This is a genomic window from Pseudomonas sp. JQ170C (assembly GCF_035581345.1).
Classification (GTDB): domain Bacteria; phylum Pseudomonadota; class Gammaproteobacteria; order Pseudomonadales; family Pseudomonadaceae; genus Aquipseudomonas.
Genome location: NZ_CP141608.1, coordinates 25040 through 45546, shown reverse-complemented (window position 1 = coordinate 45546; position 20507 = coordinate 25040). Strand labels below are relative to the sequence as shown.

At 62.9% G+C, this 20507-nt stretch carries 25 protein-coding genes; 13 read left to right on the top strand and 12 right to left on the bottom strand.

The features are described from left to right. Positions 1 to 21 precede the first annotated feature (21 nt). Positions 22 to 672, top strand: a complete 651-nt coding sequence (locus U9R80_RS00230; RefSeq protein WP_301839067.1) for an HAD family hydrolase — start codon at positions 22 to 24, stop codon at positions 670 to 672. Positions 673 to 699: 27 nt separating this feature from the next. Here U9R80_RS00230 and U9R80_RS00225 read toward each other — a convergent pair whose 3' ends face one another. Further along, positions 700 to 1782 carry an aminopeptidase gene (locus tag U9R80_RS00225; protein WP_442964992.1) on the bottom strand — a complete coding sequence of 361 codons (1083 nt, stop codon included), beginning with the start codon at positions 1780 to 1782 and terminating at the stop codon, positions 700 to 702. Between the two features lie 86 nt (positions 1783 to 1868). Between U9R80_RS00225 and U9R80_RS00220 the strand changes: the two genes are divergently transcribed. Both U9R80_RS00220 and U9R80_RS00215 read left to right on the top strand, forming a co-directional pair. Further along, positions 1869 to 2282, top strand: a complete 414-nt coding sequence (locus tag U9R80_RS00220; protein ID WP_301839064.1) for a PA0061/PA0062 family lipoprotein — start codon at positions 1869 to 1871, stop codon at positions 2280 to 2282. 53 nt (positions 2283 to 2335) lie between these two features. Next, the gene (locus U9R80_RS00215; RefSeq protein WP_301839063.1) at positions 2336 to 2749 is read left to right on the top strand and encodes a PA0061/PA0062 family lipoprotein; all 414 of its coding nucleotides are present in this window, start codon (positions 2336 to 2338) and stop codon (positions 2747 to 2749) included. Between the two features lie 3 nt (positions 2750 to 2752). Here U9R80_RS00215 and U9R80_RS00210 read toward each other — a convergent pair whose 3' ends face one another. Together U9R80_RS00210 and U9R80_RS00205 are read right to left on the bottom strand one after the other, a co-directional pair. Beyond that, positions 2753 to 2986: a DUF1161 domain-containing protein gene (locus U9R80_RS00210; RefSeq protein ID WP_028942614.1), complete on the bottom strand. Its 234-nt coding sequence runs from the start codon at positions 2984 to 2986 to the stop codon at positions 2753 to 2755. Between the two features lie 72 nt (positions 2987 to 3058). Next, a complete protein-coding gene (locus U9R80_RS00205; RefSeq protein ID WP_301839061.1) occupies positions 3059 to 3484 on the bottom strand; it encodes an OsmC family protein in 426 nt (141 codons plus the stop codon). Between the two features lie 182 nt (positions 3485 to 3666). Between U9R80_RS00205 and U9R80_RS00200 the strand changes: the two genes are divergently transcribed. After that, on the top strand, positions 3667 to 4671 hold the full coding sequence (locus tag U9R80_RS00200) for an LLM class flavin-dependent oxidoreductase (RefSeq protein WP_301839060.1): 1005 nt from the start codon (positions 3667 to 3669) through the stop codon (positions 4669 to 4671). A gap of 58 nt (positions 4672 to 4729) precedes the next feature. Here U9R80_RS00200 and U9R80_RS00195 read toward each other — a convergent pair whose 3' ends face one another. Beyond that, a complete protein-coding gene (locus tag U9R80_RS00195; protein ID WP_301839058.1) occupies positions 4730 to 4951 on the bottom strand; it encodes a DUF1161 domain-containing protein in 222 nt (73 codons plus the stop codon). 105 nt (positions 4952 to 5056) lie between these two features. Beyond that, positions 5057 to 5272: a dodecin gene (locus tag U9R80_RS00190; RefSeq protein WP_301839057.1), complete on the bottom strand. Its 216-nt coding sequence runs from the start codon at positions 5270 to 5272 to the stop codon at positions 5057 to 5059. Between the two features lie 154 nt (positions 5273 to 5426). Here U9R80_RS00190 and U9R80_RS00185 point away from each other — a divergent pair, with 154 nt between their 5' ends. Continuing rightward, positions 5427 to 5753, top strand: coding sequence for a DUF883 family protein (locus tag U9R80_RS00185; RefSeq protein WP_301839055.1), 327 nt, complete (start codon positions 5427 to 5429; stop codon positions 5751 to 5753). On the opposite strand, the gene U9R80_RS00180 is transcribed toward U9R80_RS00185, so the two are convergent. Then, the gene (locus U9R80_RS00180; protein ID WP_301839053.1) at positions 5750 to 6646 is read right to left on the bottom strand and encodes a LysR family transcriptional regulator; all 897 of its coding nucleotides are present in this window, start codon (positions 6644 to 6646) and stop codon (positions 5750 to 5752) included. The two genes, U9R80_RS00185 and U9R80_RS00180, sit on opposite strands and share 4 nt — an antisense overlap. A 108-nt stretch (positions 6647 to 6754) precedes the next feature. On the opposite strand from U9R80_RS00180, the gene trpB reads away from it, so the two are divergent. Together trpB and trpA are read left to right on the top strand one after the other, a co-directional pair. Beyond that, a complete protein-coding gene (gene trpB, locus U9R80_RS00175; RefSeq protein WP_301839051.1) occupies positions 6755 to 7972 on the top strand; it encodes a tryptophan synthase subunit beta in 1218 nt (405 codons plus the stop codon). Beyond that, entirely contained in the window at positions 7969 to 8781 is an 813-nt protein-coding gene (gene trpA / locus U9R80_RS00170) for a tryptophan synthase subunit alpha (protein ID WP_301839049.1), read from the top strand. The genes trpB and trpA overlap by 4 nt, the downstream gene beginning before the upstream one ends. A 77-nt stretch (positions 8782 to 8858) precedes the next feature. Here the strand turns inward: trpA and U9R80_RS00165 are convergent, their stop codons facing one another. Continuing rightward, positions 8859 to 9188 (bottom strand): DOPA 4,5-dioxygenase family protein, encoded by a 330-nt coding sequence (locus U9R80_RS00165; RefSeq protein ID WP_301839046.1) that lies wholly within the window; start codon positions 9186 to 9188, stop codon positions 8859 to 8861. A 77-nt stretch (positions 9189 to 9265) separates the two neighbouring features. Here U9R80_RS00165 and U9R80_RS00160 point away from each other — a divergent pair, with 77 nt between their 5' ends. After that, entirely contained in the window at positions 9266 to 9883 is a 618-nt protein-coding gene (locus tag U9R80_RS00160; protein ID WP_301839044.1) for an NAD(P)-dependent oxidoreductase, read from the top strand. Here the strand turns inward: U9R80_RS00160 and U9R80_RS00155 are convergent. Next, positions 9880 to 10785: a choline sulfate utilization transcriptional regulator gene (locus tag U9R80_RS00155; RefSeq protein ID WP_301839043.1), complete on the bottom strand. Its 906-nt coding sequence runs from the start codon at positions 10783 to 10785 to the stop codon at positions 9880 to 9882. The two genes, U9R80_RS00160 and U9R80_RS00155, sit on opposite strands and share 4 nt — an antisense overlap. Positions 10786 to 10899: 114 nt before the next feature. Here U9R80_RS00155 and betC point away from each other — a divergent pair, with 114 nt between their 5' ends. The 3 genes from betC (at position 10900) to U9R80_RS00140 (ending at position 14994) form a co-directional block, all read left to right on the top strand. Then, positions 10900 to 12411 carry a choline-sulfatase gene (gene betC, locus U9R80_RS00150; protein ID WP_301839188.1) on the top strand — a complete coding sequence of 504 codons (1512 nt, stop codon included), beginning with the start codon at positions 10900 to 10902 and terminating at the stop codon, positions 12409 to 12411. Positions 12412 to 12429: 18 nt separating this feature from the next. Further along, positions 12430 to 13350: a choline ABC transporter substrate-binding protein gene (gene choX, locus U9R80_RS00145; protein WP_301839042.1), complete on the top strand. Its 921-nt coding sequence runs from the start codon at positions 12430 to 12432 to the stop codon at positions 13348 to 13350. Between the two features lie 72 nt (positions 13351 to 13422). Continuing rightward, positions 13423 to 14994, top strand: a complete 1572-nt coding sequence (locus tag U9R80_RS00140) for a SulP family inorganic anion transporter (protein ID WP_301839041.1) — start codon at positions 13423 to 13425, stop codon at positions 14992 to 14994. 61 nt (positions 14995 to 15055) lie between these two features. On the opposite strand, the gene aroE is transcribed toward U9R80_RS00140, so the two are convergent. Then, positions 15056 to 15880: a shikimate dehydrogenase gene (aroE, locus tag U9R80_RS00135; RefSeq protein WP_301839039.1), complete on the bottom strand. Its 825-nt coding sequence runs from the start codon at positions 15878 to 15880 to the stop codon at positions 15056 to 15058. Between the two features lie 54 nt (positions 15881 to 15934). Continuing rightward, entirely contained in the window at positions 15935 to 16861 is a 927-nt protein-coding gene (hemF, locus tag U9R80_RS00130; RefSeq protein WP_301839037.1) for an oxygen-dependent coproporphyrinogen oxidase, read from the bottom strand. Positions 16862 to 16990: 129 nt separating this feature from the next. On the opposite strand from hemF, the gene U9R80_RS00125 reads away from it, so the two are divergent. Next, positions 16991 to 17968, top strand: a complete 978-nt coding sequence (locus U9R80_RS00125; protein WP_301839036.1) for an NADPH:quinone reductase — start codon at positions 16991 to 16993, stop codon at positions 17966 to 17968. A 69-nt stretch (positions 17969 to 18037) separates the two neighbouring features. Here U9R80_RS00125 and U9R80_RS00120 read toward each other — a convergent pair whose 3' ends face one another. Together U9R80_RS00120 and dprA are read right to left on the bottom strand one after the other, a co-directional pair. Further along, the gene (locus tag U9R80_RS00120) at positions 18038 to 18595 is read right to left on the bottom strand and encodes an L-threonylcarbamoyladenylate synthase (RefSeq protein ID WP_301839035.1); all 558 of its coding nucleotides are present in this window, start codon (positions 18593 to 18595) and stop codon (positions 18038 to 18040) included. 37 nt (positions 18596 to 18632) lie between these two features. Further along, positions 18633 to 19739 (bottom strand): DNA-processing protein DprA, encoded by a 1107-nt coding sequence (gene dprA / locus U9R80_RS00115; RefSeq protein ID WP_301839034.1) that lies wholly within the window; start codon positions 19737 to 19739, stop codon positions 18633 to 18635. A gap of 242 nt (positions 19740 to 19981) precedes the next feature. On the opposite strand from dprA, the gene def reads away from it, so the two are divergent. Next, positions 19982 to 20488, top strand: coding sequence for a peptide deformylase (def, locus tag U9R80_RS00110; RefSeq protein ID WP_028942594.1), 507 nt, complete (start codon positions 19982 to 19984; stop codon positions 20486 to 20488). Positions 20489 to 20507 lie beyond the last annotated feature (19 nt).

Here is a 20507-nt window from a genome sequence, read left to right as displayed (position 1 = left end):
GACGCCCTTATCGAGATTGCCATGCACCAACAAAACATCCTCTTCGACCTCGACGGCACCCTGACCGACCCGCGCCTGGGCATCACCCGTTCGATCCAGTACGCCCTGGCCAAGCTCGGCATCGACGAACCAGACCTGGCTCGCCTGGAACACTTCATCGGCCCGCCGCTGCTGCAAGCCTTCATGCAGTTCTACCACTTCGATGAGGCCAAGGCCTGGGAGGCGGTGAACTTCTACCGCGAGCGCTTCAAGGTGACGGGGCTCTATGAGAACCAGGTATTCGACGGCGTCAACGAACTGCTCGAAGCCCTGAACGGGCAGGGCAGGACGCTGTACATCGCCACCTCCAAGCCGTGGGAATTCGCCCGTGAAATCGCCCGCCACTTTGAATTCGATCATCACTTCAAGGTGATCTACGGCAGCGAGCTCGATGGCACCCGCACCAACAAAGTCGAGCTGATTGCCCATCTGCTGGCTGAAGAGTCACTGGACCCGGCGCAAACGCTGATGATCGGCGACCGCAAACACGACCTGATCGGTGCACGCAGCAATGGCCTGCAGGCGGTTGCCGTGGGGTATGGATTTGGCAGCCACGAGGAACTGACGGCGGAGCAACCGGCTTATCACTTTGCCACGCTGAGTGAGCTGCACCGGGCATTCATGCGGGCCTGATGGCCTTATCGCGGGGCACGCCCGCTCCTACCTGGAGCGGGCTTGCCCCGCGATGCTCTCCAAGGCTTGCCGACGCTGCTCCAGCGACAACCGCCCCAACCCCTCGACACGTCCATAAAACGCCTGCCAATCCCCATCTACCTCGGCAAACAGCCCGGCAAACGCCGGCACCCATTGATCGTACAAACCGAACGGCAGCAACTTGGCATTGTTCATCGGTGAGTTGATCCAGCCGTCGTACCGTCCAACGCCCTTCCACTGGCTATCACGCAGCGCCCGATATTCCCGGCGCAAACGCTCGAATTCAGCCTGCTTTCCCGCCCGCATCGCAGGCACGGTCAGCGGTGACGTATACAGCGCCTTGAGCCGCTCCCGGCTGGCCAGCACCAACTCGACAAACTGATCGCGTTGCAGGTTCTGGTTCTGCGTTTGCGCTGGCAAACCGCGAGCCGCGCGCCACTGGCGGGTGCCTTCCTGCTCGACGAACGTGGCGAAGGATTCATTGAACGCCGTGTCATCTGCCACATAGAACCGCTGATGGGCCAGCTCGTGGAAGATCACCGTGGCCAGGCGCTCATCCCCCCAGCGCAACATGGTGTTGAGGATGGGGTCATCGAACCAGCCCAGGGTCGAATAGGCTTCCACCCCACCGATGTACACATCCAGCCCCTGTTGCTTTTGCAACGCCGCCGCCCCTCGCGCCGCGCCCTGGCTGTAAAAACCGCGATAGGCGACACACCCGGCAATCGGGAAGCAATGGGTTTGCGGATCGAGGGAAAACTCCGGGGTGGCGAAAACATTCCAGACCACGAACGGACGCTTGAGGTCGGCATACACCCGATAGCTGCGGTTATCCGGCAGTTTCAGCTGTGAGCTGGCAAACGCCCGGGCTTGCTCGGCCTTCAGCAGATGCTCGCGAAGCTGTGGTGCGGTGGCAGGATCAGCCACCACCTCCGCTACGGGCTTGCGGGCCTGCAATAGCTCCCATTGGCCACTGGCCAGCTGGCCGTAGTAGCTAGCACTGGTACAACCGTTCAGCAGAACGCCCAGCGACAGGGGAACCAAACAGCGAAAAATGCGGTCGAGTGCCCGGTGACTTGAGCGCAACAAAAGAAATAGTCGAAGCATCCGCGTCCCGTCTTCTCGCTCAAGTGTTTATCCGCTTAAAGACTATCTTGCCCGGCTGGAGTTTTGCCATGCGTACACTGCTTGTCGTTAGCGGTTTTGTGCTGTTGTCCGGCTGTGCCGGGTTACCCGCCCCCGATCCCAACCAGGCCTGGATCGACCTCGCCCCGAGCCCGGATGAAGCCTTGCACGCCGTGCAGGTGGATGATCGTGACTGGGTCGACAAGCGCTACTTCCAAGTGCCACCGGGCAGCCACGAGCTGACCGTGCGTTACCTGTTCCCGGTCACGCCGAGCAATATCGGGCCCGACAGCGAAACGCTGTGGCGCGACTGCCAGCTGAATGTGAAGTACAAGGATTTCAATGCCGGGCAACGCTATCACCTGGAAGCCGGCAGCATTGGTTTCCGGCCCTGGGCAAGGCTGTTCGACGGTGAAGGGAAACTGGTGGGCAAAGGGCTACCGGCGGGCTGCCAACGCACCTGATAGTGCGAATGGCGCTATGCTTGTGCTTTGTAGCTTGCAAGCGGGAGTTTGCCATGCGCCAGCCAATGATGCTGATCGCCCTCAGTACCCTGGGGGCTTGCGCCAGCCCCTTGCCCCCAGTCGATAGCAAGCAGGCCTGGATCGACCTCTACACCATGACGCCCGGCAAACTGTTGATGGCCGACCGCCTTGACGGTGAGCGCCTGAACGACGGGCGTTTCTTCCAGGTCACCCCCGGCAAGCACGAGCTGACGGTGCGCTTCGACTACGAGGTGTATGCCGGTGGCTTCTCGGTCGATCCGGTCGAGCGCACGTGCTACCTGAAAGTGCGCTACGACCATTTTGAAGCCGGCAAACGCTACCGCCTCGAAGCCAGGGCGCCAGCCATGCAGCCCAGCGCCTATCTCTACGACCCGCAGCGCAAGGTCGTTGCCGAAGAAGACAACGACATTTTCTGCATCCCCTGACGCCTAGCGATCATTCTTCTGGTAGATGATTTTCTTGGTGCCACCGTCGCAGCTGCCCACCACCATGTTCTGGTCATGGACTTCGTCGTTGCGCACGATTTCCAAGGTGTAGGAGGTTACCCCGCGGGCCTGGATCTTTGCCTCGATCTCGGCCTTGAGTTCTTCGCAGGGTTTTGGCGCAGCCAGTGCAGTAGTCGCCAGCAGTGAAGCCAGCACAGCGATTGCGACACGAATCATGGGACAGCTCCTTGTGGCGGCACATGTTTGCCGACGCTCATTTGACCACAAGAAGCACGCCCCGGTTCTGACTTAACCCACCAAGGTGGCATCCAGGCTGATCTTCGCATTGAGCACTTTGGAGACCGGGCAACCGGCCTTGGCCTTGTTCGCCACTTCAATGAATTGCTCCTGGCTGGCGCCGGGGACCTTGGCCTTGAGTATCAAATGCACCGCCGTGATGGCAAAGCCATCGTCCTTTTTGTCGAGCGTGACCTCGGCGATGGTGTCGATGCGATCAGGCGTAAAACCCGCCTCACCCAGCATCATCGACAGGGCCATGGAAAAGCAGCCGGCATGGGCTGCGCCGATCAGTTCTTCCGGGTTGGTGCCTGGCATACCTTCAAAACGAGTGTTGAACCCATAGGGATTCTGCTTGAGTGCGCCACTTTCGGTAGAGAGCAGGCCCTTGCCATCCTTCAAGCCACCTTGCCATATGGCTGATGCTGTCTTTTTCATAATGCCTCCTGGGTGTCTAGACGGTGCGCTGTCATGCGCTGCCTAAAGTTCAGAGGCCACCCCGGCGGGCAAGTTCAGCCCGATTTCACCCCAGGCATTGATTCCTCGGGATCTGCCCATACAGAGTTGTAAAGGCCCGGCGTACAGCCGGCCGCACGACTGTCCAGGAGGCTCAGCAGCCCATGACGCGACTTGCAGACATCAAATTTTCCACCCTCGATCTGGTACCGGTTCGCGAAGATGGCGGCCCGGCGCAGTCCCTGCGCAACTCGCTGGACCTGGCGCAGCATGTGGAAAGGTTCGGCTACAACCGGTTCTGGGTCGCTGAACACCACAACATGGACGGTATTGCCAGCTCGGCAACAGCCGTACTGCTTGGCTACCTGGCCGGCGGCACCTCGACCATCCGCGTCGGTGCGGGCGGCGTCATGTTGCCCAACCATGCCCCGCTGGTGATTGCCGAGCAGTTCGGCACCCTGGAAAGCCTCTATCCCGGCCGGATCGACCTGGGCCTGGGCCGCGCGCCGGGCTCCGACCCGATCACTGCCCGCGCCTTGCGCCGCGAGCGCTCCGGCAGCGCTGACGACTTCCCCGAAGATGTGGAGGAACTGGTGCGCTACCTGGGACCACGCACCCCGGACCAGAAAGTCATCGCCGTGCCGGGCCATGGCACCCAAGTGCCGATCTGGTTGCTGGGTTCGAGCCTGTTCAGCGCCCAGCTGGCCGGAATGCGCGGGCTGCCCTATGCCTTCGCCTCCCATTTCGCCCCGCGCTACATGCACGAGGCCATCCGCATTTACCGCGACCATTTCCAGCCCTCGGCAGTGCTCGACAAACCTTATGTGATGCTCGGCGTGCCATTGGTCGCTGCCGATACCGACGAGCAGGCCGACTACCTGGCGACCTCGGTGTACCAGCGCATCCTCGCCCTGATGCGCGGCCAGAGCCTGGTGCAGCGCCCGCCCGTGCAGACCATGGACGGCCTGTGGTTGCCCCATGAACGTGAGGCGGTCGGGAGTTTCCTGGGGCTGGCGATGGTGGGCGGGCCACAGAAGATCCGCGCCAAGCTGGAGGTGCTGCTGGAGCAGACCCAGGCCGACGAGCTGATCTTTACCTGTGATGTGTACGAACATGCGGACCGGATCCGGTCCTATGAGCTGCTGGCGCAGGTGATGCAGGGCAATTGAAGAACTGATCGCGGGGCAAGCCTGCTCCTACCTGGAGCGGGCTTGCCCCGCGATATTTTCAACGTTTATAGACGATTTCCTTGGTCCCGCCTTCGCAGGTACCTACGACCTTGCCGCCAGTGGCAGCGCCCTTGTCGACGATTTCCAGTGAATAACCACTGACGCCCTTGGCATCGATCTTGGCGGCTATTTCACTCTTCAATTCTTCACAGGGCTTGCCCGCCGCCAGCGCAGTGCCTGCCAGCGTCATCAATCCCAGTGCAACTACCAACTTCTTCATCGATCGCTTTCCTTGTTCAGATCAAAGTAGAGAGGGGCGCCGGCGCACGTCCGGCTGCCTCAGGACTGTGTAACCCAATTGATCCGCACAAGCCAGTGGCACGGATCAGCTATTGGCGATACGGAAACCCACCTTCAGGGTTACCTGAAAATGTGCTGCCTTGTTGTCCTTGATATGGCCGCGAGTCTCGATCACCTCGAACCACTCCAGGTGCTTGATGCTCTTGCCGGCTTCAGCCAGTGCATTGTTGATGGCGTCTTCTATGCTGGTGGGCGACGAGCCGACAAGTTCGATTTTCTTGTAAGTGTGGTGATCGGACATGAGCAGTCTCCTTTTCGGGTGTGAGCTTTGAGCCTAGCAGTGCAGGGCTGTTTTACCTGCGAGGGGTAAACACCGGGGAAAGTTCGACTGCACTTTCCGGCGCCCGCGAAGTCGGAACCTGAACAGCTCACTCACACCTCGAAGGAGAGTCACCATGGCCAACCATTCGCTGCGTAAAGCGTCGCTGCAAAGCATGGAAGCGGAGATCGAAAGCCTGCTCAAGTCGTTGGAAAGCCTCAAGGACGATGCCTCGGACGAGTCGCGCAAAACCCTGAAGACGCTCAAGGGCAACGCCGAGAACGCCTTGCGTCACTCGCGCAGCCTGCTCAGCGATGCCTACGAAGAAGTGAAAACCAAGACTCGCGAGACTGGCCTTGCCACCCGCGACTATGCCCAGGAACACCCCTGGACCACCGCAGGCGTAGCCGTCGGTGCCCTCGGCCTGCTGGCCGCGTACTTGTTGTGCAAACGCGGCAACTAAGCGACCTGGCGCGCCAACTCGGCGCGCAACCACCCGGCCAATTGTTCGGCGCGCCCGTCTGCGGCGCGTCGCGGCACCCATAACGCCAGCGCCGCCTGGGTCGGACAAAAGCCCCACGGCGCGGCCAGCCGCCCGGCGCGCAGGTCATCGGCCACCAGGGGCTGTGGTGCAATCGCCACGCCCAAGCCCGCCACTGCCGCTTCCAGCAAGTAATACAGGTGCTCGAAATCCTGACCGTAGCGAAGCGCCTCGGGGTCGATACCTTGTTGCCGCGCCCAACTCGGCCAGGCTTGCGGGCGTGAGGTGGTCTGCAACAGGGTTTCTTCCAGCAGGGCCTTGGCTGGCGCCTGTTGCAGGCGAGCGAACCCGGCAAAGTGCGGGCTCAGGACCGGGCCGATACGTTCCTCGGCCAGCACATGCACCTGCATGTCGGTTGGCCACGGCAGCTCGGCGAATACCAACAGAGCGTCCAGCCCCGGGCGTCGCGGGTCCAGGTCGCCTTCCCCAGCAGACAAATGCAAGCGCAGCTCAGGCAGGTCCGCCTTGAGCCGACCCAACCGCGGGATGAACCAGCGCGCCAGCAAGCTGCCGGAGCAACCGAGCACGAAAGGCGCATCGGCGCCGCTCTGACTCAACTCGGTACACACACTGCGCAAGCGGTCGAAGGCGTCGAAACTGGCATCACGCAGCCGAAGCCCGGCATCTGTGAGTTTAATGCCACGCCCTTCCTTGACGAACAGACTCACGCCCAGGTGCTCTTCGAGCACCTTCAACTGCCGGCTTACCGCCCCGTGTGTCACGTGTAGCTGTTCGGCCGCCTGGCTGACGCTACCGAGCCGGGCAGTGGCTTCAAACGCCCGAAGGGCATTGAGGGGAGGGAGGTCCTGGCGCATGACGTGTGAGTTTTCCTGACATGTTGTCGCAATCTTATCGGTTTTCAGCCGCGCGTGTCGTGGTTACAGTAAAGCCATTCCCGTCTTGATAACGCCCTGGAGCGACCCATGACTCAGACCAACTTCCGCGCCGGCCCTGATGCCAATGGCCTGTTTGGCGCATTCGGCGGCCGCTACGTGGCTGAAACCCTGATGCCACTGGTGCTCGACCTGGCCCGCGAATACGAAGCAGCCAAGGCCGACCCCGAGTTTGTTGAACAGCTGGCCTACTTCCAGCGTGACTACATTGGCCGCCCGAACCCGCTGTACTTCGCCGAGCGCCTGACCGAGCACTGCGGCGGCGCAAAGATTTTCTTCAAGCGTGAAGAACTCAACCACACCGGCGCCCACAAGGTGAACAACTGCATCGGCCAGGTGCTGCTGGCCAAGCGCATGGGCAAAAAACGCCTGATCGCCGAAACCGGCGCCGGCATGCACGGCGTGGCCACCGCCACCGTGGCGGCGCGTTTTGGCCTGCCTTGCGTGATCTACATGGGTGCCACCGACATCGAGCGCCAGCAGGCAAACGTGTTCCGCATGAAGCTGCTGGGTGCCGAGATCGTTCCGGTCACGGCGGGCACCGGCACCCTCAAGGACGCCATGAACGAGGCCCTGCGCGACTGGGTCACCAACGTCGACGACACCTTCTACCTGATCGGCACCGTAGCCGGCCCGCACCCGTACCCGGCCATGGTCCGTGACTTCCAGTCGATCATCGGCAAGGAAACCCGCGAGCAGTTGCAGGCCAAGGAAGGGCGCCTGCCTGACAGCCTGATCGCCTGCGTCGGCGGCGGCTCCAACGCCATGGGCCTGTTCCACGACTTCCTCGATGACACCAGCGTGCAGATCATCGGCGTCGAAGCCGGTGGCCATGGCGTCGACACCGACAAGCATGCTGCCAGCCTCAACGGTGGTGTACCGGGCGTACTGCACGGCAACCGCACCTACCTGCTGCAAGATGCCGATGGCCAGATCACCGACGCCCACTCGATTTCCGCAGGCCTGGACTACCCTGGCATCGGCCCGGAACACGCCTTCCTGCATGAAGTGAAGCGCGTGGAATACGTCAGCATTACCGACGACGAAGCCCTGGCCGCGTTCCACACCACTTGCCGCCTGGAAGGCATCATTCCTGCGCTGGAAACCTCCCACGCGCTGGCAGAAGCCATCAAGCGCGCCCCGACCCTGCCCAAGGATCACCTGATGGTGGTGTGCCTGTCCGGGCGTGGCGACAAAGACATGCAAACCGTGATGAGCCATATGGCCGCCCAGGAGAAACAGGCATGAGCCGTCTTGAACAACGCTTCGCTGAGCTCAAGGCCGAAGGCCGCTCCGCACTGGTTACCTTCGTCACTGCCGGCGACCCGGGCTACGACGCCTCCCTGGCGATCCTCAAGGGCCTGCCGGCTGCCGGCGCCGACGTGATCGAACTGGGCATGCCGTTCACCGACCCGATGGCCGACGGCGTTGCCATCCAGTTGGCAACCCTGCGCGCCCTGGAAGCCGGCCAGACCCTGGCCAAAACCCTGCAAATGGTTCGCGAGTTCCGCGTCGACAACCAGACCACGCCGATCGTGCTGATGGGTTACTACAACCCGATCCACCGCTTTGGCGTCGAGGCCTTCGTGGCCCAGGCCAAGGAAGCCGGTGTGGATGGCCTGATCATCGTCGACCTGCCGCCCGAGCACGACGCCGAACTGGCGACCCCGGCCCAGGCTGCCGGCATCGACTTCATTCGCCTGACCGCCCCGACCACCGACGACGTGCGCCTGCCGCGCGTGCTGGAGCGCAGCTCCGGCTTCGTCTACTACGTCTCGGTAGCGGGCGTGACCGGTGCAGGTTCGGCGACCACCGAACACGTCAGCGGCGCGATCGAGCGCCTGCGTCGGCATACCGACCTGCCGATCAGCGTTGGGTTTGGTATTCGTACGCCAGAACAGGCGGCCGCAATTGCCACGCTGGCCGATGGCGTGGTGGTCGGGTCGGCGCTGGTCGACAAGATCGCCAACGCTAAGACTGCCGAGCAGGCCGTGGGTGATGTGCTTGAGCTGTGCTCGGCACTGGCCCAGGGTGTGCGGGGTGCGCGCAAGGCGTGAGGCCTGATCGCGGGGCAAGCCCGCTCCTACCGTAGATTCAAATCCGAACCGGTAGGAGCGGGCTTGCCCCGCGATGACTATTCAAAGATCGACAGATCCAGAGGCCGCACAGCCCCCATCCAGATCGCATGATCACGGTGGTCCGCCATTTCATCCCCGGTCAGCGGATGCAAGAACACCACCAGCCCCCGCCGGTACAACGCCAGCCAAGGCAACACCACCCCCACTACCTCAGGCCCGAACGCCAGTTGGCAGCTCCAGTCCGGATGCGGCCCGACTGGCTTCTGATGCATGCGTCCCATGGTCACCGGAAACAGCTTCGCTGCCTCTTCACACAACTGCCGGGCCTGCTCCAGGGTGCTGGCGTCGTAGTACACGTGGGCGTGATATCCCTTGATCCTCTGCACGAAAACTCCTGAATCTATGCGAACCCCGGCCTACATCCGGGAGTCAAACAATCACCCGTACGCAACGGAGTGATGACGTGAAAAACGCCGAAACCTACGCCCTCAAGGTCACCCTGTTCGGCGCCTTGAGCAGCCTGGGCAGCGCGCTGATGGCCGAACTGCTCAAGCGCCAGCATGAAGTGATCGTGATTGTCGACGACCTCAACCGCCTGGCGCCTCGCCCGGGCTTGCACTGCAAGCACGGTGGGCTGGACGACACCGACCAGGCCGAGCAGGGTGTGGCAGGAAGCTCAGCGGTGATTTGCCTGTTACCCGCGCTGGCCCCTGACGACCATCGTGCACAACTGCACTATGTCCACGCCCTGGTCGATGGCATGTCCCGCACGACTATACGCCGGCTCCTGCTGGTCGGCGATTTCAGTGTGCTCGAGCATCCCGACGAGCATAACGAGCAACACCAGCAATGCATCGGCCATATGGTCGATCTGCTGCAACGCAGTACCTTGCAATGGACGCTGATCAACGCCCCGGTTGAAGTGGCCGGGCTCGGCATCGAGCACTTTCATCACACCCACGGCACCCTCGAACCGGGCCTGGCCGAGCCCCTGCAGCGCCTGGCCCGAATCGCCGCCGGGATGATCGATACCCTGGAGCTCAAGCTGCACCAGGGCGAGCATGTGAACTTTGTGCTCTAGCGGGAAGATTCGTCGCGCAACCACTCGACAAAGCGCTCGATCAACGCGCCCCGGCGCTTGCGCGGTGGCAGCACCACGTAATAGCCGCGCGAAGAGTGGGCCCTTTCGCCGATCGGCCGACACAGCAACCCCTGCTCCAGCAGATCATCCACCAGATGGCGCCAGCCAATCGCCACGCCCTGGCCTGCGATGGCGGCCTGGATAAGCAGGGTGTAGTTGTCAAAACGCAACGGGCCGGGGCCCGGCGGGCTGGCGATGTTCAACTGGCGAAATACGCCGCTCCAGTCGAACCAGCGGCTGGCGCTCTCGCCGCGCAGATGCAGCAGGGGCATTTGCAGCAGGCTGTGCGCTGGCATGGGCAGTGTTTGCTGCTCCACCAGGCGGGGGCTGCACACCGGGAATACTTCCTCGTCGAATAGCCAGTGGCTTTCGCCCTGATGAAAGCGCCCATCACCAAACAGGATCGCCACATCGATGTCCGGCCGCAGCATGGCGTGGCTGCGTTCACTGGTCACCAGGCTGACATCCACTTGCGGGTTGGCCTGGTGAAAGCGCTGCAGTCGCGGCATCAACCAATAGGCGGCAAAGGCAAAGTCGGTAGCGACCTGAAGCACCTCATGCTGATCACGGCCGCTGACCTGCACCACGCCATCGTCGAAGCACGCCATGCCCTGATGCACCTGCTCAAACAGCGCCTGGCCGGCCTCGGTCAGTTCGATGCCACGATAGATGCGATCGAACAAACGCGCGCCCAGCTGCCGTTCCAACCGCTTGATCTGCTGGCTGACGGCTGGCTGGGTGGTACCCAACTCGACCGCCGCCGTGGTGAAACTGCGCTGGCGGGCCGCAACCTCGAACACCCGCAACGTATCCAGCGACAAACCATCAAGGCTTTCAAACATAAGCGCTGCTAATCCCAGTCATTGCCCGCCATGGGCTTTACCGCAGTTATCCACAACCGCATGCTCGATCACAGCAGTTCCCCATAACGAATACCTATGGAACGCGGTGACTCCATGAAGCGCAAGAACATTCTTTTCATCATGGCCGACCAGATGGCTGCGCCGATGCTGCCCCTCTACGCCCCCTCGCCGATCAAGATGCCGCACCTGAGCCGCCTGGCCGCCGAAGCCGTGGTGTTCGATGCCGCCTACTGCAACAGCCCGCTGTGCGCGCCGTCCCGCTTCACCCTGGTCAGCGGTCAATTGCCGAGCAAGATCGGCGCCTACGACAACGCTGCAGACTTTCCTGCCGACGTCCCCACCTACGCCCATTACCTGCGCCGTCTCGGCTACCGCACCGCCTTGTCGGGCAAGATGCACTTCTGTGGGCCAGACCAGCTGCACGGCTACGAAGAGCGGCTGACCAGCGACATCTACCCGGCGGACTATGGCTGGGCGGTCAATTGGGATGCACCCGATGAACGCCCCAGCTGGTACCACAACATGTCCTCGGTACTGCAGGCCGGGCCCTGCGTACGCACCAACCAGCTGGATTTCGATGAAGAGGTGGTGTTCAAGGCCCGCCAATACCTGTTCGATCACGTCCGCGAAGCCGGCGACCAGCCGTTCTGCCTGACCGTGTCGATGACCCATCCCCACGACCCGTACACCATCCCCAAAGCCTTCTGGGACCTGTATCGGGACGACGAGATTCCATTGCCGAGCCCGCACTGCACCCAGGACGAACTGGACCCCCACTCGCAACGCCTGCTCAAGGTCTACGACCTATGGGACAAGCCGTTGCCTGTGGATAAGATCCGCGATGCCCGCCGTGCCTATTTCGGCGCCTGCAGCTACATCGACAGCAACATCGGCAAGCTGCTGCAGACCCTGGAAGAAACCGGGCTGGCGGACGACACATTGATCGTGTTCAGCGGCGATCACGGCGACATGCTTGGCGAGCGTGGCCTCTGGTACAAGATGCACTGGTTCGACATGTCGGCCCGGGTACCGCTGCTGGTGCATGCGCCCGGGCAGTTCAAGCCGGCGCGGGTCAGCGCTGCGGTTTCCACCTGCGACCTGTTACCCACCCTGGTAGAACTCGCGGGTGGCAGCCTGGAACCTCAATTGCCGCTGGATGGGCGCTCGCTGCTGGGCCACCTGCAAGGGCAGGGCGGGCACGATGAAGTAATCGGCGAATACATGGCCGAAGGCACCGTCGGGCCACTGATGATGATTCGCCGCGGCGCCTACAAATTCATCTACAGCGAAGACGACCCTTGCCTGCTGTACGACCTTGACCATGACCCCCAGGAACGCGAAAACCTGGCGGGCAGCCCTGATCACCAGGCGCTGATGCAGGCAATGCTCGATGAAGCCCGGCACCGCTGGGACATCCCGGCGCTGCGCCAGCAAGTACTGGACAGCCAGCGTCGCCGCCGCCTGGTGGCCGAGGCCCTGGCGATCGGCAAACTCAAAAGCTGGGACCACCAACCCATGGTCGACGCCAGCCAGCAGTACATGCGCAATCACATCGATCTCGACGACCTGGAACGCAAGGCACGTTATCCACAACCCGCCCAGTAACTATCCTGCGAGGCTGCCATGAAAAGGTTATCCACAAGCGTCATTGCGGTTTTGTTCAGCCTTGCCAGCCTCGGCGCCCGCGCCCAGAGCGATTGCAGCACCGTGAAGATGGCCGACCCCGGCTGGAGCGACATCGCCGCCACCAATGCAGTGGCCCGCCTGCTGCTCGAAGGCATGGGCTACAAGACCCGGGTCGACAGCCTGGCGGTGCCCATCATTTATGGCGGGCTCAAGGATGGCTTGGTGGATGTCTTCCTCGGCAACTGGATGCCGGCCCAGCAAGGCTTTCACGACAAGTTCGTCACCAGCGGCGAGGTACAGCAATTGGCCCGCAACCTCGAAGGCACCCAGTTCACCCTGGCAGTGCCCGAGTACGTGTGGGAGGCCGGGGTTCGGGACTTTGCCGACCTGCAACGCTTTGCCGATCAGTTCGACCAGAAGATCTATGGCATCGGCGCAGGCGCACCGGCCAACCTGTCACTCAAGGACATCATCAACAAGAATGCCTTCAACCTCGGCGACTGGAAGCTGGTGGAGTCCAGTGAACAGGCCATGCTCGCCCAGGTCCATCGGGCGGCCAAGCGCGAGCGGTTCATCGCCTTCCTCGGCTGGACACCGCACCCGATGAACGTGCAGATGAAGCTGCGGTACCTGAGCGGGGGCGAGCAGTGGTTCGGCAGCAACGGCAGCGTCTATACCCTGACCCGCATGGGTTATCCACAGGCCTGCCCGAACGTCGCGCGGCTGTTCGACAACCTGAAATTCAGCCAGGACATGGAAAACTCCATCATGGCGCAGGTTGTGGATAACAAGGTCAGCTACGAAGCAGCGGCCAAGGCCTGGGTCAAAGCGCACCCGGCCCAGCTCGACAACTGGCTCGAAGGGGTGACCCGCCTCGATGGCGGCGATGCGCTGTCAGCCGTGAAAGCCAGCCTGTAATGGCGTGGCGACTTGCACCGGCGCAGCAGACATCGCACCCTGTGCAGCTTGTGCTTGCGATAGAGACTGCTCATGGCCCGGCCTGATCGCCACCGCTTGTTGCCGTTCCTCAGTTGGCTGCCCCGGCAGACCCGGGACAGTGTGCGCCGCGACCTGCTGGTGGGCTTGAGTGGCGCGATCCTGGCACTGCCGCAGTCGATCGCCTACGCGCTGATCGCCGGCCTGCCCGCTGAATACGGGCTGTACGCCGCCATTGTTCCGGTGCTGATCGCCTGCCTCTGGGGGTCGTCGTGGCACCTGATCTGCGGGCCGACCGCGGCGATCTCCATCGTCCTCTATGCCAGCGTCAGCCCGCTGGCCATCAGCGGCAGTGACGACTACATCACCCTGATTCTGCTGCTGACGTTTCTGGGTGGGGTCTTTCAGTGGTTGCTGGGGCTGTTGCGCTTCGGCGCACTGGTGAACTTCGTCTCTCATTCGGTGGTGCTGGGCTTTACCCTCGGCGCCGCCGTGGTCATTGCACTGGGACAACTGCCGAACCTGATGGGGCTCGACTTGCCCAGCCAGGCCACCGCACTGAAAACCCTGGAAAGCCTGATGGACCATGCAGGCGAGGTGAATTGGCCTTCCCTTGCACTCGGGCTTGGCACCCTGGTGCTTGGCATTGCCCTCAAACTGCTGCGTCCGCGCTGGCCGAGCCTGTTGATAACCCTGGCCATCGCCAGTGTGCTGGTCTGGCTGCTACCCGGCGCGTTTGGCCATGTGCTGCTGGTACCCGGGTTTGTCGGCCAACTCCCCCCCTTGAGCCCGTTGCCGTTATGGGACCTGGAATTGATCCTGCGTCTGCTGCCCAGTGCGGTGGCCGTGGGCATGCTGGGGCTGGTGACCAGCCTGTCGATTGCCCGCTCGCTGTCGTCACGTTCAGAGCAGTTGATCGATGCCAACCAGGAGATCCGTGCCCAGGGCCTGTCGAACATGGTAGGCAGCTTTTTCTCCGGCTACCTGTCCTCAGGCTCTTTCACCCGCTCGGGGCTCAGCTACGACGCCGGGGCTCGTTCGCCGCTGGCCGGGGTGTTCTCGGCACTCTGGGTCGCCTTGTTTGCCGTGGCGGGCGCCGGCCTGATCGCGCACATTCCGATCCCGGCCATGGCCGGCAGCATCCTGCTGATCTGCTGGGGGTTGATCGATCACCGGGGCATGCGTGCCCTGTGGCGGGTCAGCCGCTCCGAGTTCCTGGTCATGGCGCTGACCGCGGGGGCTACCTTGCTGCTGGAACTGCAGACTGCCATCTACGCAGGCGTGCTGGCGTCGCTGTTCTTCTACCTCAAGCGCACCTCGCGTCCACGGGTGCAGCAGACACGGGAAGGTGATGCCGATGTGCTGCGCGTCGGGGGCTCGATCTTCTTTGGCGCCAGCCATTACCTGCAGGTGCGCCTGCAACGATGCCAGGGGCCTGACGTAATCATCGACGCCCGGCAGATCAACTTCATCGACTATTCCGGAGTCGACATGCTGCACCGCGAAGCCCGGCGTTTGAGCCGGGCAGGGGGCAGCCTGACGCTGCATCGGGCGCGGCCGCAGGTGATTGAGGAGTTGTACAAGCTGGAAGGGACTGCGAACTGCCCGATTCGTTTCGAGGACTGAAGCCATCGCGGGGCAAGCCCGCTCCTACAGTAGGAGCGGGCTTGCCCCGCGATTCAGCGACTCAACCCCGCGCCAACTGACGACGAAGCTCATCCAGCACCGGCCCGGTTTCAGGCCGCACGCCACGCCAGATGTAGAACGCTTCGGCAGCCTGCTCGGCGAGCATACCCAAGCCATCCAGTACCTTGGCCGCCTTGTGTGTGCTGGCCCATTGGCAGAACGGCGTCGGCTCCTTGCCATACATCATGTCGTAGCAGACGGTGACGCCCGGCTCGATCAGCTGGGCTGAAATAGGTGGCAGCTCACCGGCCAGGCTGGCGGAGGTGGCGTTGATGATCAGGTCGACCGGCTCCTGCAACCAGCTGAAACCACTGGCCGCCACCGGGCCAAGATCGGCGAACTCACGGGCCAGTTGCTCGGCCTTTTCCACGGTTCGGTTGGCGATCACCAGCGAGGCGGGATTGTGCGCCAGCAGCGGCTCCAGCACGCCGCGAACAGCGCCACCGGCGCCCAGCAGCAAGATACGCTTGCCGCTGAGCTGCACCCCGGCGTTGACGGTCAGGTCACGCACCAGGCCGGCACCGTCGGTGTTGTCACCTTGCAGGCTGCCGTCGGCCAGTTTGCTCAGGGTGTTCACCGCCCCGGCGCGCTTGGCCCGTGGCGTCAGGCTGTCGACCAGGCGGTAGGCTTCTTCCTTGAACGGCACGGTGACGTTGGCACCCAGGCCTTGCTTGAAGAACCCCAGGGCGCACACGGTGAAATCATCCAGTGGCGCCAGCAGGGTGTTGTATTCCAGCTGCTGGCCGGTCTGGTCGGCAAACAGCCGGTGGATCAGCGGCGACTTGCTGTGGCCGATCGGGTTGCCGAATACAACGTACTGGTCCATTCACGCGGTTCCTGGGTCGGGGCCGGTCAGGCCGGAAAGTTATCCACAACGGTTTCAGCGAACGGGCTTGGCCTCGCCAATCCAGTCGCGATCCTGCAGGAAGTACTCGGTCAGGCGAGCCTCTTCACTGCCCGGTGCAGGCTTCCAATCGTACCCCCAACGCACTTGCGGTGGCAGTGACATCAGGATCGACTCGGTGCGGCCGCCCGACTGCAGGCCGAACAGGGTGCCACGGTCGTAGACCAGGTTGAACTCAACGTAGCGGCCCCGGCGGAATTCCTGGAACTCACGCTGCTGGGCGGTGTAGGCCTGGGCCTTGCGGCGCTGGACGATCGGCAGGTAGGCCTCGATATAGGCATCGCCAATGGCGCGCATGAAGGCGAAGCAGGTATCGAAGTCCCACTCGTTCAGGTCGTCGAAAAACAACCCGCCAATGCCGCGCGGCTCACCCCGGTGCTTGAGGTGGAAGTAGCGGTCGCACCAGGCCTTGTAGCGCGGGTAGACGTCGGCACCGAACGGCGCACAGGCGCGCTCGGCCACCTGGTGCCAGTGCAGACAATCTTCTTCGTTGCCGTAGTAGGGCGTCAGGTCGAAACCGCCACCGAACCACCAGACGGCCTCTTCACCTTCTTTCTCGGCGATGAAGAACCGCACGTTGGCATGGGACGTCGGTACATGCGGGTTATGCGGGTGGATCACCAGCGACACACCCAATGCCTCGAAACCACGGCCGGCCAATTCCGGGCGATGGGCACTGGCCGAGGGCGGCAGGCCGCTGCCAAAAACGTGGGAGAAGTTCACGCCGCCTTTTTCGATGACCTTGCCATCGCCGATTACCCGGGTGCGGCCGCCGCCACCGGCTTCACGCGTCCAGGCATCTTCGACAAAGCGGGCACCGCCGTCTTCGTTTTCGAGGGCGGCACAAATACGGTCTTGCAAGTCGAGCAGGTAGGCTTTCACGGCCTCGGTGCGGCTAGTCATCAGGTCACCTGGAGCGGGCATGAACAAATTCGGCGCGTAGCATACCACCGGCTGCAGGCGGGCCGCAGTTGACGGCGATCAAGCAAAGGCGTCCGATAGGGGTTTTGCGAACCCGACAGGAGAGTGCAGATGGCCAAGCGTATCCAGTTCAGCGAGCATGGCGGCCCCGAGGTCCTGCAATGGGTCGATTTCGAGCCTGCAGCCCCCGGCCCGCAGCAAGTGCGCGTACGCAACCAGGCCATCGGCCTGAACTTCATCGATACCTACTTTCGCAGCGGGCTGTATTCCCCCCCGGCCTTGCCCTCCGGACTGGGCACCGAAGGCGCCGGGGTGGTCGAAGCCGTGGGCGACCAGGTGACGCACCTGAAGGTGGGCGATCGCGTGGCCTACGCCGGCGGCCCGCTGGGTGCCTACAGCGAACTGCATGTGCTGCCCGAGGCCAACCTGGTGAAGCTGCCCGACAGCATCAGCTTTGAACAAGCCGCCGCGGTGATGCTCAAGGGCCTGACCGTGCAATACCTGCTCAAGCAGACCTATGCGGTGCAACCTGGCGACACCATTCTGTTCCACGCGGCCGCTGGCGGTGTCGGCTCACTGGCCTGCCAATGGGCCAAGGCCCTGGGCGCCAAACTGATCGGCACCGTCAGTAGTGCCGAAAAAGCCGAGCGCGCCAAGGCGCTGGGGGCCTGGGCAACCATCGACTACAGCCGTGAAGACGTGGCGCAGCGGGTGCTGGAGTTGACCGACGGCAAGAAGTGCCCGGTGGTGTACGACGGCGTCGGCCAGGACACCTGGCTGACCTCGCTCGATTGCCTGGCGCCACGTGGCTTGATGGTCAGCTTCGGCAATGCCTCGGGCGCAGTGAGTGGGGTCAACCTGGGGATTCTGGCGCAGAAGGGCTCGCTGTATGTCACCCGCCCGACCCTGGCCTCCTATGCCAACAACGCAGCCAACACCCAGGCGATGGCCGATGACCTGTTCGCAATGATCGCCAGCGGCAAAGTGACAGTGGATATCCAGCAGCGCTATGCGCTGAGTGACGCGGCCAAGGCACAGACTGAGCTGTCGGCGCGGCGCACGGTGGGCTCTACGGTGTTGTTGCCTTGAACTGATCGCGGGGCAAGCCCGCTCCTACTGGTGCAGGAGCGGGTTTGCCCCGCGATTGTTTTTACCTTCTCAACCCGCCCGAACGATATCGCCCGTCATCAGGTCGCGAATCACGCTCGGATTGCGCCGCCCGCCCAGGGCGCCGCCCAGGACCATGTCCAGCTGGCCACGGAAGTACTGCTCTACCCGCAACCGGGTACGTGCCGCCGGCCGTCCCTGTGGGTTCGCCGAGGTCGATACCAGCGGCCCGACCAGCGAACACAGTTCACGTACCACCGGATGGTCGCTGACCCGCAGGGCCACCGTGTCGTGCACCCCGGTAATCCATTCCGGCAACATGTTCTGGTGTGGCACCAGCCAGGTGTTCGGCCCAGGCCAGGTACTGCCCATGCGGTCGAGCCAGACTTCCGGGAAGTCATCGAACAAAAAGTCGAACTGGCGGATATTGTCGGCGATCAGGATCAGCCCCTTGTCGACCGAGCGCGACTTGATCGCCAGCAGACGGTCCACCGCTTCTTCGTTCCACGGGTCACAGCCCAGGCCCCAGACAGCCTCGGTTGGGTAGGCAATCACCGCACCGGCTCGAATTTCACGCGCGGCTTGTTGCACACGCCAACTGCTCACCATTGATATCACTCCGCGTAAAGGCTGATGAGCAGTGTACTTAGGCCGGCCGGGCAAACCAACGCCCAGCTTCATTACAGACCCGGCCAGCCACCTCAAGCTCGGTCAACGCCGCCAGCACCCTGGGCAGCGGCCAGCCACTGCTACTGGCAAGCCCTTCACTGGTTTGTGGCGCCGCCAGCAGCAGTTCTTCCAGAACATGGCGGGCGCCGGTCGTTTCGCCGTCAGGTTCAGGCGGCAGCCGCTGCCAGCCCTGCAGGGTTTCAACGATCTGCTCCACGCTTTCCACCAGCAACGCGCCATCGCGAATCAACTGATGGCAACCCTTGGACCCCGGATGATGAATCGACCCCGGAATGGCGTACACCTCGCGGCCTTGCTCGGCAGCCAGCCGCGCGGTGATCAGCGAACCACTGGCCAGGCTGGCCTCGACCACCAGCACACCGAGCGACAGGCCACTGATGATGCGGTTACGCCTGGGAAAATTACCCGCCACCGGCCCGGCATCCAGTGGAAACTCCGAAACCAGCGCGCTGCCGCGCTCGATCATCGCCGTGGCCAGGGCCCGGTGACGTTGTGGATAAAATTTCTGCAGGCCGGTGCCCAGCACCCCGATGGTGTGCCCTTCGACATCCAGCGCCCCCTGGTGGGCAGCGCCATCGACGCCCAGGGCCAGGCCGCTGGTGATGACAAAGCCACCCCGTGCCAGGCTGCGGGAAAAGGCGGCGGCGGTGTCCAGTGCCGGTCGCGAAGCCCGGCGGCTACCCACAATCGCCAACTGCGGTTTTTCCAGCAGGGCGGGGTTACCGGCCACGAACAACAGCGGCGGGGCGGCATCCACTTCAGCCAGCAAGGCGGGGTAGGCGGGGTCGTCCCACATCAACAAATGCTGGTCGCGCCGCTCTAGCCAGGCCAATGCAGCCGCAGCGCCCTCGCGCACCTGGGGGCTGCGGCGCGATTCGGTACTGGCCGCCGGAATGCCCAGGGAATACCAGGCACCGGCCGGCGCGCTCAGCGCTGCCGAGGCGCTGCCAAAGGCTTGAAGGAGTACGTGAAAGCGATGCGGGCCGAGTGCCGGCATCCGGTGCAGGCGCAAGCGCGCCTCGAGTTCGGCGGGCGAACAGCCCGGGGAAGGTAACTGCGCCATGACGATCATCCTTGATCGAGGGGGAATCCACGCCTTGCACAAGCTGTGGATAACTCTGTTGATAATACTTTGACAACCGGTTGAAGGATTTCCCTGAGCGGCAGCCTTTCAGGCTTGTCGAAACAGGGGCGCGGGTGCCTTGAAACACCTTAGCCGACCTTTGCCAGGTGCCGAATCCAGCGAATCCCTTTATTATGTGTGTTCATGTTTGTATTTCATCGCACAGTGCAGCTCATACGCTTATGGCCATTCTGAACATTCTCGAATTCCCGGACCCGCGCCTTCGTACCCTCGCCAAACCGGTGACGGAAGTCGACGACAGCATCCGCCAGTTGGTCGATGACATGTTTGAAACCATGTACGAAGCCCCTGGCATCGGCCTTGCCGCGACCCAGGTCAACGTGCACAAGCGCGTCGTGGTCATGGACCTGAGCGAAGATCGCAGCGCGCCACGGGTGTTCATCAACCCCGAGCTCGAGACGCTGACCGACGACATGGACCAGTACCAGGAAGGTTGCCTGTCGGTGCCGGGTTTCTACGAGAACGTCGACCGCCCGGTGCGGGTCAAGATCAAGGCGCTGGACCGCGACGGCAAGCCGTTCGAGGAAATCGCCGAGGGCCTGCTGGCCGTCTGCATCCAGCACGAATGCGATCACCTCAACGGCAAATTGTTCGTTGATTACCTGTCGACGCTCAAACGCGACCGCATCAAGAAAAAGCTGGAAAAGCAGCATCGCCAGCAAGCTTGATCCCCTCTTCCAGAAGGCT

Coding starts and splice junctions, on each gene's coding strand:
- hemF (WP_301839037.1), bottom strand. CDS start 16,861: ATGACTAGCCGCACCGAGGCCGTGAAAGCCTACCTGCTCGACTTGCAA.
- dprA (WP_301839034.1), bottom strand. CDS start 19,739: ATGGCGCAGTTACCTTCCCCGGGCTGTTCGCCCGCCGAACTCGAGGCG.
- betC (WP_301839188.1), top strand. CDS start 10,900: ATGAAGCGCAAGAACATTCTTTTCATCATGGCCGACCAGATGGCTGCG.
- U9R80_RS00120 (WP_301839035.1), bottom strand. CDS start 18,595: ATGGTGAGCAGTTGGCGTGTGCAACAAGCCGCGCGTGAAATTCGAGCC.
- U9R80_RS00185 (WP_301839055.1), top strand. CDS start 5,427: ATGGCCAACCATTCGCTGCGTAAAGCGTCGCTGCAAAGCATGGAAGCG.
- U9R80_RS00230 (WP_301839067.1), top strand. CDS start 22: ATGCACCAACAAAACATCCTCTTCGACCTCGACGGCACCCTGACCGAC.
- choX (WP_301839042.1), top strand. CDS start 12,430: ATGAAAAGGTTATCCACAAGCGTCATTGCGGTTTTGTTCAGCCTTGCC.
- U9R80_RS00190 (WP_301839057.1), bottom strand. CDS start 5,272: ATGTCCGATCACCACACTTACAAGAAAATCGAACTTGTCGGCTCGTCG.
- U9R80_RS00155 (WP_301839043.1), bottom strand. CDS start 10,785: ATGTTTGAAAGCCTTGATGGTTTGTCGCTGGATACGTTGCGGGTGTTC.
- U9R80_RS00140 (WP_301839041.1), top strand. CDS start 13,423: ATGGCCCGGCCTGATCGCCACCGCTTGTTGCCGTTCCTCAGTTGGCTG.
- U9R80_RS00180 (WP_301839053.1), bottom strand. CDS start 6,646: ATGCGCCAGGACCTCCCTCCCCTCAATGCCCTTCGGGCGTTTGAAGCC.
- aroE (WP_301839039.1), bottom strand. CDS start 15,880: ATGGACCAGTACGTTGTATTCGGCAACCCGATCGGCCACAGCAAGTCG.
- U9R80_RS00210 (WP_028942614.1), bottom strand. CDS start 2,986: ATGATTCGTGTCGCAATCGCTGTGCTGGCTTCACTGCTGGCGACTACT.
- trpA (WP_301839049.1), top strand. CDS start 7,969: ATGAGCCGTCTTGAACAACGCTTCGCTGAGCTCAAGGCCGAAGGCCGC.
- U9R80_RS00200 (WP_301839060.1), top strand. CDS start 3,667: ATGACGCGACTTGCAGACATCAAATTTTCCACCCTCGATCTGGTACCG.
- U9R80_RS00205 (WP_301839061.1), bottom strand. CDS start 3,484: ATGAAAAAGACAGCATCAGCCATATGGCAAGGTGGCTTGAAGGATGGC.
- trpB (WP_301839051.1), top strand. CDS start 6,755: ATGACTCAGACCAACTTCCGCGCCGGCCCTGATGCCAATGGCCTGTTT.
- def (WP_028942594.1), top strand. CDS start 19,982: ATGGCCATTCTGAACATTCTCGAATTCCCGGACCCGCGCCTTCGTACC.
- U9R80_RS00125 (WP_301839036.1), top strand. CDS start 16,991: ATGGCCAAGCGTATCCAGTTCAGCGAGCATGGCGGCCCCGAGGTCCTG.
- U9R80_RS00195 (WP_301839058.1), bottom strand. CDS start 4,951: ATGAAGAAGTTGGTAGTTGCACTGGGATTGATGACGCTGGCAGGCACT.
- U9R80_RS00220 (WP_301839064.1), top strand. CDS start 1,869: ATGCGTACACTGCTTGTCGTTAGCGGTTTTGTGCTGTTGTCCGGCTGT.
- U9R80_RS00215 (WP_301839063.1), top strand. CDS start 2,336: ATGCGCCAGCCAATGATGCTGATCGCCCTCAGTACCCTGGGGGCTTGC.